At 70.5% G+C, this 11,639-nt stretch carries 12 protein-coding genes; 6 read left to right on the top strand and 6 right to left on the bottom strand.

The features are described 5' to 3' along the window. Positions 1–77: 77 nt before the first annotated feature. Both ACZ7CH_RS16250 and moeA read right to left on the bottom strand, forming a co-directional pair. Positions 78–1,481 (bottom strand): M48 family metallopeptidase, encoded by a 1,404-nt coding sequence (locus ACZ7CH_RS16250; RefSeq protein WP_470374252.1) that lies wholly within the window; start codon positions 1,479–1,481, stop codon positions 78–80. 20 nt (positions 1,482–1,501) lie between these two features. Next, entirely contained in the window at positions 1,502–2,695 is a 1,194-nt protein-coding gene (moeA, locus tag ACZ7CH_RS16255; protein ID WP_360385442.1) for a molybdopterin molybdotransferase MoeA, read from the bottom strand. A gap of 83 nt (positions 2,696–2,778) precedes the next feature. Here moeA and ACZ7CH_RS16260 point away from each other — a divergent pair, with 83 nt between their 5' ends. From ACZ7CH_RS16260 to groL, 4 genes are all read left to right on the top strand, one after another. Then, complete coding sequence (locus ACZ7CH_RS16260; RefSeq protein WP_470374253.1) at positions 2,779–3,411, top strand: AIM24 family protein; 633 nt, start codon at positions 2,779–2,781, stop codon at positions 3,409–3,411. A gap of 79 nt (positions 3,412–3,490) precedes the next feature. Continuing rightward, entirely contained in the window at positions 3,491–3,694 is a 204-nt protein-coding gene (locus ACZ7CH_RS16265; RefSeq protein ID WP_360385446.1) for a cold-shock protein, read from the top strand. A 59-nt stretch (positions 3,695–3,753) separates the two neighbouring features. Then, entirely contained in the window at positions 3,754–4,980 is a 1,227-nt protein-coding gene (locus ACZ7CH_RS16270) for a serine/threonine-protein kinase (RefSeq protein WP_470369562.1), read from the top strand. Between the two features lie 220 nt (positions 4,981–5,200). After that, the gene (gene groL / locus ACZ7CH_RS16275; RefSeq protein ID WP_360385450.1) at positions 5,201–6,820 is read left to right on the top strand and encodes a chaperonin GroEL; all 1,620 of its coding nucleotides are present in this window, start codon (positions 5,201–5,203) and stop codon (positions 6,818–6,820) included. Between the two features lie 83 nt (positions 6,821–6,903). Here groL and ACZ7CH_RS16280 read toward each other — a convergent pair whose 3' ends face one another. The 4 genes from ACZ7CH_RS16280 to ACZ7CH_RS16295 form a co-directional block, all read right to left on the bottom strand. Further along, entirely contained in the window at positions 6,904–7,365 is a 462-nt protein-coding gene (locus ACZ7CH_RS16280) for an Imm1 family immunity protein (RefSeq protein WP_470374254.1), read from the bottom strand. Positions 7,366–7,414: 49 nt separating this feature from the next. Next, positions 7,415–8,050 (bottom strand): DddA-like double-stranded DNA deaminase toxin, encoded by a 636-nt coding sequence (locus ACZ7CH_RS16285; RefSeq protein ID WP_470374255.1) that lies wholly within the window; start codon positions 8,048–8,050, stop codon positions 7,415–7,417. Between the two features lie 135 nt (positions 8,051–8,185). Next, positions 8,186–8,662, bottom strand: coding sequence for a carboxypeptidase regulatory-like domain-containing protein (locus ACZ7CH_RS16290; RefSeq protein ID WP_458434261.1), 477 nt, complete (start codon positions 8,660–8,662; stop codon positions 8,186–8,188). Between the two features lie 5 nt (positions 8,663–8,667). Then, positions 8,668–9,273, bottom strand: coding sequence for an RNA polymerase sigma factor (locus ACZ7CH_RS16295; RefSeq protein WP_360385458.1), 606 nt, complete (start codon positions 9,271–9,273; stop codon positions 8,668–8,670). A 348-nt stretch (positions 9,274–9,621) separates the two neighbouring features. Here ACZ7CH_RS16295 and ACZ7CH_RS16300 point away from each other — a divergent pair, with 348 nt between their 5' ends. Then, a complete protein-coding gene (locus tag ACZ7CH_RS16300) occupies positions 9,622–10,281 on the top strand; it encodes a copper homeostasis protein CutC (protein WP_470374256.1) in 660 nt (219 codons plus the stop codon). Positions 10,282–10,360: 79 nt separating this feature from the next. Continuing rightward, positions 10,361–11,638, top strand: coding sequence for an extracellular solute-binding protein (locus tag ACZ7CH_RS16305; RefSeq protein ID WP_458429568.1), 1,278 nt, complete (start codon positions 10,361–10,363; stop codon positions 11,636–11,638). Position 11,639 lies beyond the last annotated feature (1 nt).

Below are 11,639 nucleotides of genomic sequence, written 5' to 3' on the forward strand. Positions count from 1 at the left end.
GCACGGGCCCACCGGCGCCTCAAGCCAGTGTAATCCCGGTCACAGGGGGTCAACAACGCCGTGCGGTGAGCGTTCCGTCACAGTCCGTCGACGCCGAGCGCCCGCAGCCGCGCCCGCAACTCGCCCACCCGCGCCGGGTCCCGCACCGCCGGTGCGACCAGGTCTTCGGAGTGCACCGCAGCTCCGTCCGCCATCCGCACGACGGGGATGCCGCCCCAGTTGAGTTCCAGCACGCCCCGCCCGGTCGTCACGAGCTGGTCCGCGACCGCGCAGGCGAGCAGTTCCGTCACGCTCTCCACGGCCGCCTCGTGCACCTGCTCCTCGCTGAGCGAGCCGTCCACCGGCCGCCCGGTCAGCCGGTGCAGCTCCGCGCGTTCCAGGCACGCCAGCACGTCCCGCAGCGTCTCGCCGACCCCGCTGACCCGCCCCGCGTGCCGCAGCGCGTCCGCGTACCGCCTGACCAGCGCCGGACCGGTCAGCGGCGCCAGCTCCTCCCACGAGATCGGCGGCCCCTGCACGTCGAGCAGCGCCGCGAACGCCTCCGGAGGCGTCCCGTCGAGCAGCTCCCAGGCGGGCCGTTCGTCGACCGGCACCGAGTCGGCGGCCGTCATCGCCGCGACCCGCTCGTGCACCGGCGGGTGGCTGTCGAACACCGACGTCGGCTCCTGCTCGGCCAGCACCGCCTCCAGCGCCCGCAGCTGGTGCACCCGCCGCGGGTGCCCCAGGTAGGCGCGGAAGCCCTCCAGCAGCGGCGGCGTCCGCCCCGCGAGCACCGCGAGCACCACGTACCAGCGCAGGTAGTCGCCCCAGCCCGCGCCGACCGGCCCGATCCGCAGCAACGCCCGCCGCGCCGCCGCCACCCCGGCCGCGGCCACCGACACCTCGTCGGCGAACCGCTCGTGCCGCCGGCTCTCCGAGGCCACCACCAGCGAGTACAGCCGCGCCCACCCGTACAGCAGCCGCATGAAGTCGCCCTGCTCGACGGCCAGCTCCAGCGCGAGCTTCGCCCGGAACCGCACCGCTGACACCCGCGTGTGCCCGCCGCCGTAGTGGCCCAGCTCGTGCGCCAGCACCGACCGCAGCTCACCGACCGACAGCCCGGCCACCAGCGGCACCCCGAGCTGCAAGTACCGCGTGCCGCGCCGTTCCCACACGCCCGCGTTCGGCTCCGGCACCAACCGGACGTCGTCGGGCGAGCGCGTCCCGGCGAGCGCAGCCAGCTCGTCCACGTGCCGCCACAGCTCCGGGTGCGCGGCCCGGCCCAGCGGCACACCGGTCGGCTCCGGCCGCGCGTACACGGCCCGCACCACCGCCCACAGCAACGGGAACCCCACCGCGGCCGCGATGAACCCGACCCAGCCGCCGCCCTGGAAGTCCCCGATCCGGAACCGCCACACCGACAGCGCGACCAGCCCCGCCGTGACCGCCGCGCCGAGCACGAAGAACCCGGCGAGCAGCACCAACGCCAGCACAGACCGCACAACCGCCACCGGATCGCCCGCTACCGCAGGTGCCGGACGGTGACCTCGTCGCCGGCCGCCAGCTCCGTGACGTCCTCCGGCACCTCGATCAGGCAGTTCGACAACGCCAGCGCCGACAGCAGGTGCGAACCCGGCCCCCCGACCGGCGTGACCACCTCGCCCGACGCCGGGTCGTACGCGCCCCGCCGGAACTGCGTCTTCCCTGCCGGTGACGTGAGCGGCGACGAGATCCGCGCGCGTGCGGTCAGCCGGTCGGTGCGGGTGTGGCCCATGGACGCCAGCAGCGCGGGCCGCACGAACACCTCGAACGACACCTGCGCGCTCACCGGGTTGCCCGGCAGCGTCAGCACCGGCACGCCCTCGTACCGGCCGGAGCCCTGCGGGCCGCCCGGCTGCATCGCGACCCTCGTGAACTCGACGTCGTGGCTCGCGAAGGCGTCCTTGACCACCTCGTACGCGCCCGCGCTGACCCCGCCGGACGTCATGATCACGTCCACCGACCCGAGGTGGGGCGCGAGCGCCCGGTGGAACGCCTCCACGTCGTCGGGCACGAACCGCAGCCGCACCGCCACGCCGCCCGCGTCGCGCACCGACGCGGCCAGCATCATGCCGTTCGACTCGTAGATCTGCCCCGGTCGCAACGGGGTGCCCGGCTCCACCAGCTCCGTGCCCGTGGACAGCACCAGCACCCGCGGCCGGCGCCGCACCGGCAGCTCGGGCAGGCCCAGCGCGGAGGCCAGCCCCAGCTGGGCAGGGCCCAGCACCGTTCCTGCGACCAGGACCGGATCGCCCTCGCGCACGTCGTCGCCCGCCACCCGGATGTTCGTGCCGGGTGCGACGGTCGCGTTCACCTGCACGTGCTCGGTGCCCGCGTCGGTCCACTCCACCTGGACCACCGCGTCCGCTCCCGGCGGCACCGGCGCGCCCGTCATGATCCGGTGGACGGTGCCGGGCTCCACCGGCCGCACGTCCACCTTGCCCGCCGGGATGTCGTCGGAGACCGGCAGGCGGACCGGGACCTGAGCCAGGTCACCGGAGCGGACGGCGTACCCGTCCATCGCGGAGTTGTCGAACGGCGGCAGGGACACCGGCGCGATCACGTCCGCGGCGAGGACCAGCCCGAGGCATTCCTCGAGCGGCAGCTGCAGGACCGGCATCTGCCCGACGAGCGAGGCGACGCGCTGGCGGTGTGCGGCGACAGAGGTGGGGGACACGACTGCATACTGCCAAGGTCGCGGAGGCCGTGACGATCTCCCGGCCCACTCGTGGACCGGTTCAACCCCTGGGGGTGCACAGCGTGCAGGTCCGGACCCGGCACACACCGAGCTTCGGCGTGGCGAGACTCGTGCTCGCACCCGCGGAGATGGTGCTGGTCGAGCCGCAGTCGGTGCTCGCCACGAGCTACGGGCTCGCGGTCGAGCCGAAGGGCGGCGCCGTCACGCTGTGCACCGCCGGCGCCGAGGGCGGCTGGGTCGACGTCGCACCGGCGCTGCCCGGCGAGCTGCACACCGTCGACCTCGACGGCAGCAGCGGCTGGTGCATCTCCCGGCTCGGCTGGGTCGCGTCCGGCAGCGCCGTGGTGATGAACCCGCAGGCGCCCCCGTTGCAGGCGCTCTTCGGCGGCGTCGAAGGATTCCTGAACTACGCACGTGGACAGGGGACGGTGCTGCTCGGCTGTTCTGGCGCACTCGACCTCGTGACCCTCGGCGAGGGTGAGGCGGTCACCGTGGACACCGATCACGTGCTCGCTTTCTCCGACACCGTGCAATGCCGGCTCCGCGCGTTGCCACCCGAGGGCACGCAGAACGTCCGTTCCGGTGAGGGCCTGGTGTTCGACTTCGCCGGTCCCGGTGCCGTCCTCACCCAGACGCGCGGACCCCGCCGGCTCGCCACCTGGTTGCGCGCCAACGGAGTCAGCTCGCGTTCATGACTCCGTAAGGAGGTATCCGAGTGAGTTTTCTTCTCCTAGCGTTGCGTTCTGCGCTTTGCGTGATCTGAAGGAGGACGCCTTGGCTCTCGGTACCGTCAAGTGGTTCAACTCCGAAAAGGGATACGGCTTCATCGCAACCGACGACGGGCCCGACGTGTTCGTGCACTACTCGGCGATCCAGATGGACGGCTTCCGGACGCTCTCCGAGGGCGACCGGGTGGAGTTCGAGGTGCAGGCCGGCCGGGACGGGCGCAGCCAGGCCTCGGACGTGCGCAAGGCGTAGAAGTCACTGTTTGAGCAACCCCGAGCAGCGCGATCCCGGCGGGCGTTAGGCTGCCTCGCGTGTCTGAGGACCTGAGCGGGCGGCGGATCGCGCACTACCGGATCGACGGTGTGCTCGGTCGCGGTGGCATGAGCGTGACCTACAAGGCCACGGACGTGAGACTGGGCCGGAAAGTCGCGCTCAAGGTCATCGGTGAGCACCTCGCACCTGACGCGGAGTTCCGCGAGCGGTTCGTCGACGAGGCGCGCAACACCTCCGCCATCGACCACGCGAACATCGTGCCGCTGTACGACTTCGACGAGGTCGACGGCCTGCTCTACATCGCGATGCGGCTGGTCGACGGCCAGGACCTCGCGGGCCACGTCAAGGAGGGGCCGCTCACCCCAGCCCGCACCCTGACGCTGCTGGCCCAGGTCGCCGAGGCGCTCGACATGCTGCACGGCAAGGGCCTCGTGCACCTCGACGTGAAGCCGGCGAACGTCCTCGTGACCACCAAGGAAGGCGTCCGCGAGCACGTCTACGTCGCCGACTTCGGCCTCACCCGCCGCGGCGCCACCGGCCACCGCACCCGAACAGGTGATTTCCTCGGCTCGCCGACCTACGCGGCGCCGGAGCACCTGCGCGGCGAGCCCGTCGACGGCCGCACCGACCAGTACGCGCTCGCGTGCATGCTCTTCGCCTGCCTGTCCGGGCGCCCGCCGTTCCAGGGCGGTGTGCAGGAGGTCATCCAGGGCCACCTCGCCCAGACCGTGCCCCCGCTCTCGCAGCTCGTCGCGCTGCCGCCCGCCATCGACGACGTCATCCGCCGCGGCACCGCGAAGGAGCCGGCCCAGCGCTACTCCAGCTGCGCCGAGCTGATCGCGGCCGCACGCGTCGCGCTCGCCGGGGTCGCGCAGGGGTCGAGCCCCGCTCAACTCGGGCCGCACTCCGGCTCGATCCCCGTGCAGTCGCCGCTGTCCGGTCCGACGCCGGTGCAGCAGCAGGGCGGCTACCAGGGCGGGTACCCGCAGCAGCAGCTGTCCGACCCGGTCCGCCTGCGGCCGCCGAACCAGGTGGGCGTGAGTGCGTTCAACGCCACGTCCAAGGAACGTCCCGCCTGGCTGGCGCCGGTCATCGCGGCCGCGGTCGCGATCGTGGCGATCGTCATCGTGGTGATCATCCTGTCGCCCGGTGACGAACCGGCACGTCAGCCCAAGACCAACTCCTCGCCCACGCTCAACGTCGGCGACGACCCGACCTCGCGCAAGCCGCTGCCGACCTCCGTGCCGGTGCGCACGACGGGCTGACGCTCCACCCCGGCTGCTTGCACTCGCCGTGCCCGAGTGCTAAACACGTCTTAGCACTCGGCTCAGTCGAGTGCCAAAGAAGTGAGGCTGGGAAGGTGAGGCCCCCTTCGCGGGGTCGTCCGTCGCGGGCACCGAACCTGGCCAAGCGAACCGTGTTCCGCTGTGGGCTTTGCCGGCCCGCAGTGGCCCAGAATCCACAAAGGCGGAGGAACACACCGCAATGGCCAAGATGATTGCGTTCGACGAGGACGCCCGCCGCGGTCTCGAGCGGGGTATGAACACCCTCGCTGACGCCGTCAAGGTGACGCTCGGCCCGAAGGGCCGCAACGTCGTGCTCGAGAAGAAGTGGGGTGCGCCGACGATCACGAACGACGGCGTCTCCATCGCGAAGGAGATCGAGCTCGAGGACCCGTGGGAGAAGATCGGGGCCGAGCTCGTCAAGGAAGTTGCGAAGAAGACGGACGACGTCGCTGGTGACGGCACCACGACCGCGACCGTTCTCGCCCAGGCCCTGGTTCGCGAGGGTCTGCGCAACGTGGCCGCCGGCGCCAACCCGCTCGGCCTCAAGCGCGGCATCGAGCAGGCCGTCGAGGCCATCGCCGAGCAGCTCCTGAAGAACGCCAAGGAGATCGAGACGAAGGAGCAGATCGCTGCTACCGCGTCCATCTCCGCCGCTGACCCCACGATCGGCGAGCTCATCGCCGAGGCGATGGACAAGGTCGGCAAGGAAGGCGTCATCACCGTCGAGGAGAGCAACACCCTCGGTCTCGAGCTCGAGCTCACCGAGGGCATGCGCTTCGACAAGGGCTACATCTCCGGTTACTTCGTGACCGACCCCGAGCGCCAGGAAGCGGTCCTCGAGGACCCGTACATCCTGCTGTTCGGCTCCAAGATCTCCACGGTCAAGGACCTGCTCCCGCTCCTGGAGAAGGTCATGCAGGGCGGCAAGCCGCTGCTGATCATCTCCGAGGACGTCGAGGGCGAGGCCCTGGCCACGCTGGTCGTCAACAAGATCCGCGGCACCTTCAAGTCCGTCGCCGTCAAGGCCCCGGGCTTCGGTGACCGCCGCAAGGCCATCCTCCAGGACATCGCCACCCTCACCGGTGGCCAGGTCATCACCGAGGACGTCGGCCTGAAGCTGGAGAACGCCGACATCTCGCTGCTGGGCAAGGCCCGCAAGGTCGTCGTCACCAAGGACGAGACCACCATCGTCGAGGGCTCGGGCGACGCCGACCAGATCCAGGGTCGCGTCAACCAGATCCGCGCCGAGATCGAGAAGTCGGACTCCGACTACGACCGCGAGAAGCTCCAGGAGCGCCTCGCCAAGCTCGCCGGCGGCGTCGCCGTCATCAAGGCGGGCGCGGCCACCGAGGTCGAGCTCAAGGAGCGCAAGCACCGCATCGAGGACGCCGTCCGCAACGCGAAGGCCGCCGTCGAGGAGGGCATCGTCGCCGGTGGTGGCGTCGCGCTCCTGCAGGCCGCCGAGGCCGCGTTCGAGGGCCTGAAGCTCACGGGCGACGAGGCCACCGGTGCGAACATCGTCAAGGTCGCCGTCGAGGCGCCCCTGAAGCAGATCGCCGTCAACGCCGGCCTCGAAGGCGGCGTCGTGGTCGAGCGCGTCAAGTCCCTGCCCGCGGGCGAGGGCCTCGACGCCGCGACCGGCGAGTACAAGGACCTGGTCGCCGCCGGCATCATCGACCCGGCCAAGGTCACGCGCTCCGCGCTGCAGAACGCCGCGTCCATCGCCGCGCTGTTCCTGACGACCGAGGCCGTCGTCGCGGACAAGCCGGAGAAGAACGCCGCTCCGGCCGCGCCGGACGCCGGTGGCATGGACTTCTGAGTCCAGCCGCTGCTGTTCCACCTCGGAAGGCCCGGTCCCGCTTCGGCGGGGCCGGGCCTTCCGGCGTTCCGGGGAGTCGGTGGTCAGTAGACCGGTTCGGTGACCTGCCACTCGACGCACGTCGGCCGGGAACCGGTCCGCCGGAACTCCAGGAGGGCGTCCCGGACCTGGTCGAGCCGGATCGCGGCGTTCCGGGGGAACTCCGTCTTGTTGTCCTTGTCGACGTAGAGGGTCGGTGCGGCTGCCGGAGGTTCAGCACCCCGAGTCACCCAGTAGCCGATCTCGTCAGTGGTGCTCTCGGGGTCCGGACCGACGAAGTGCAACGCGCCGAACCCGTGCCGCGCGTCCAGCTTGAACATCCGGTCCGGGATCTCGAGGACCCCGAACTTCGGCAGCTCCCTCGCGGCGATCTGCGCCGGGTGCGGTTGCGGGTGGTTCGCGACGTGGGTCAGGACTTCGTCCAACTCCGCCGCGGTGGCGACGGCGACGGGCTCGTCGGCGCGGTTGTCGCCGTGGTAGTACCAGAATTCGAGCGTGTAACTCACCGCACGTCCTTTCCGCGGAACTCCCGCGACCGTACTGGGTCGTGCACGGTCAACGTCTGCCCCGGTCCGAGCACGTGGGGGAGCAGCCGGGAGCAGGACAGGCTCCGTTGCAGAGTTCGTTGTTGACCACCAGTTCGACGCGGTTCATGCCGCTCTGCCGCATCCGCCAGGCGACCTTCACCTCGACGTGCTTGGACGCCTCCACGCTCGCACCAGGGCGTCCGATGCCGAGATCGACCAGGTGGTCGTTGATGCGGTCGTGCTCCCCATCCGGTTCACGCCCGCTCTGCACCAGGTCGGTGCGGCCGTCAGAGGACCGGTAGACGCCGCTCGTCCGGTACCAGGGCAACCCGGCTCGTGTGCCCGCAACCCACGACTGCACGGCTGCCGGCGAGGCCGGTTCAGGACGGCTGTGGACCTCGAACCGGGCTCGGATTCGCGCGAGTCCCTCCAGAGCTGCTCGCAGCTCGCGAACTCGTTCGGCGACACCGTCCTGGACGGCTTGGAAGGACGCGATGACAGCGGCGGCATCGTCTTCGGCCGTGGTTCCGGCCAGCGCGGCCAGCAACTGAGACCGGCATTCGTCGACGAGGGCGGACGCCCGCGACAACGTGCTGATCGCGGCTTCGCTCTTCTGCACGGCCCGGGTGAGAAGTGCGGCGACTTCACCGAACGTGCTCGGCACGCCGCCACCTCCCGCCGCGCGGGTCAGGGCCGCGAGTCACCGCCCCAGTTCAGCACCCCAGTGCGGGCGCGGCACGCCCCCGGAAACCCATACCGCGCCAATCCTGCAAAAACCGTTCCCCACACCGAAAACGGCTCAAAGCATGATCGTCGGTGTCACCACGGTCCGCCCCGGTTCCCCGTGCGAGTTCACCAGGTGCACGAGGATCTGCGTGGTCCCGGCCGGAACGTCCGGCAGCACGAACCGCCCGCCGTCGTCGGCACGGGTGCACGACGACTTGTGGTCGGCGACGCGCACCTCGACCGTGTGTTCGCCGGCCGGGACGAGCCAGCCGTCGATGCGGTGGCGGGAGCCGGTCGACGTGAAGTTCACCATCAGCGTCAGGTTGTCGACGGTGAACGTGATGGTGCCGGTCTGGCCGCCGCGCACGCCCGCGAAGGAGCCTGCGCGTTCCCAGCGGGCCACCTCCACGTCGAGGTCCTCCAAAGCGATCGCGAACTTCACGCGGTCGACGAGGTCTGCGGGAGGTGGATCGAGTTCGTCGACCAGCCTGTTCAGCTCGGAGAGGACTGCGGTGTCCTCAAGGCCCCTGCGGTCGTCGCGCGGGTCGATCTCGTTCACCGCGATCCTCCTTCCGTTTCCAGGTAGTTGCGCAGCAGGTTCAGGCACCGTCCCCTGGTCGGACCGATGCTGCCGTGGGGCATGGCGAGTGCTTCGGCGACTGCTCGGTACTCGGCGCGACCCGCGAGCACGGTGAGCCGGAGCAGTTCCTGGCACTTGGTGGTGAGCCGGCCGAACGCGAGCCACAGCCTGCGGTCGCGGTCGTCCATCAGCGTCACGTCCTCTGGCAGGCCGGTGTCGGACTCCAGCTGTTCGGCGTACTCGTCGGACAGGTGGGTCTCGCGCTTGTTCGGCGTCCAGGTGCGGCGTGCTTCACGCCTGGTCGTCACGACCAGGTAGCCGACCAGGGCGCGCGGTTCCTTGATGGTGTCGATCTTGCGGAGGAAGGCGAGCCACACCGTTTGCACGACGTCCTCCGCCGCGGTGCGGTCGAGGCCTTGGCCGCGGGCGACGTGCCACACCAGCGGGGTCAGCTCGGCCACGAGGACGTCGAGTGCGTTGCGGTTGCCTTCGCGTGCGGCGGCGACGCAGACCGCATGCCGTTCGGTGCCTTCCAGCCCGTCCCACGGCGTTCGGTCATCCGCCGTGTGCAGCTCGTCCACGCAGCACCTCCGATCGGCCGCCACGTCAGCGCCGTTCGCCAGGTCAGGAGGCGTCGACTGGGCGGTAGATACAAAATTCACTCAATTGGAGCAGTCTCGCCCATCGTCCGCCCTCATCTTCCCCTGGGTGCACCAGCGGCCCGTGATTCCCCCTCCGCATCACGGGCCGCCCTGGTGGGAGCCGCGCCGGCCGGCACCCCTCGAACCGGCTGACGCTCGCTCCACGTCCTGTCGCTCACTGAACAAGAGCGGCGAACCAGGACCCAGATACGCACTCCGACGCGGGGATGCGAGAAATCGCTCCCGGATTTCCGAAAGCACATCGACTTGCGCACTATGGTCTAGACCATGCCGATTCTCGAAGTCATCGCACTCGACGCAAGGGACGCCGTTGCTGCTCAGGAGGGCGGCGCGCACCGCCTGGAGCTGGTCGCCGACATGGCCGCGGACGGGCTCACGCCGTCGGTCGCCACCTTCACGGAGGTGCGGAAGGCGTGCGACCTGCCCATCAGGGTGATGCTGCGCGACCGGAACGGGTTCGCGCCCGGCGACCTGAGGCAGCTGCGCCGGACCGCCGCCGAGTTGCGGGAGGCGGGTGCGACCGAGTTCGTCCTCGGGTTCCTCGACGCGGAGGGCGAGATCGACGAGGGCGTCACGCTCAACCTCGCCGCCGAGCTGGAGGGCTGCGCGTGGACGTTCCACCGCGCGCTCGACAACTCGAACGACGTGCGCAAGGGCTGGCAGACCGTCGCCGGCCTCGGCTGCGACACCGTGCTCGCCGCCGGTCATCGCACGGGTGTCGAAGCGGGCAGGGAGGTCCTGAAAGAGCTGGTCAACGCCCAGCCGCCCACGCTGCTGGTCGGCGGCGGCCTCCAGCCCCACCACGTCGGGGAGCTACTCGAAGCGGGCATCACCGCGTTCCACGTCGGCAGCGCCGTGCGGCCGGGCGGGTGGGACGAACCGGTCGACCCGGCATCAGTTCGGCAATGGATCAACCGTCTGGTCTAGACCCTTAGCGCGGACCGTTCTAGTCTCACGTTGCTTCCTGTGAAATGGCTGTTGCACTATATGCAATGCGGAGGGCGCGATGAGGCTGAAGGCACTCGTGGCCGTGCTGGGCGTGGGCGCGGTGGTCGCCTGCGCTCCGGTGCAGTCCGGACCGGCGAACACGGCGGGGGACGAGAAGACCGGGCAGCTGCGGGTGTGGCTGTTCGACGAGGTCAACCGCGGGCCCAAGGAGGCGGTGGTCAAGGAGGCCGTCACCGAGTTCCAGGGCAAGCACAGCGGCGTGACCGTCGACGTGCAGTACATCCAGGTGTCCAGCCGGGCGGAACGGTTCAAGGCCGCCTTCAGCGACCCCAAGAGCGCGCCGGACGTGGCGGAGTTCGGCAACACCGACCTCGCCGGCTACGTCTCCGCGGGCGGCTTCTCCGAGCTGGACCTCAGCGCGTGGAGCGAGTCCAAGGACCTGGTGCCGACGATCCTCGACACCGCCAAGGTCGACGGCAAGACCTACGGCGTGCCGTGGTTCGTCGGCGTCCGCGCGCTCTACTACCGCACGGACGTCTTCTCCGAGCTCGGCCTCAAGCCGCCGGCGACGCTCGACGAGATCGCGACCACGGCCCGTGAGATCCGGCAGCGCAAGCCCGAGCTGATCGGCATCTCCGCCGGCGGCAAGTACCTGTTCGCCGCCCTGCCGTTCATCTGGGCCAGCGGTGGCGAGATCGCCAAGTCCGACGGCGGCAAGTTCACCGCCGCCGTCGACAGCGCGGAGGCCAGGGCCGGTGTCGCGAAGTACACCGAGCTGATCAAGGACGACATCTGCCCGCCGGCCACCTGCGCGGGCAACGGCGGTGACGCGAGCGTCGAGGCGTTCCGCGCGGGCAAGGCGGCCATGACCATCGGCGGCGACTTCAACCGCAAGTCGGTCGACGCCTCCAGCGCGGCCGGCAAGTACGCCGTCGTGCCGCTGCCCGGCAAGACCGCGGGCTCGATCGCGCCCGCGTTCGCCGGCGGCAACCTGCTCGGCGTCATGAAGGGCACCCAGCGCAAGACGCTCGCGACCGAGTTCACGCAGCTGCTCGCGTCGAAGGAGTACCAGCAGAAGATGTACGCGGCGATGGGCAACCTGCCGACGTTCACCGACGTGCAGAAGCAGGTCGCGGACTCGGACAAGTTCCTGGAGCCGTTCACCAAGACCCTGCAGGCCGGCACGAAGTTCGTCCCCGTCACCCCGGCGTGGGCGAAGATCGAGGCGCAGACCGTGCTGCCGACGATGATCCAGGAGGTCGTCACCGGCGCGAAGAACGTCGACACGGCCACCGCCGACGCCGCCAAGACGATGAACGCGGCCTTCACGTCGTGAG

It is taken from the genome of Lentzea sp. NPDC037011 (assembly GCF_055607425.1).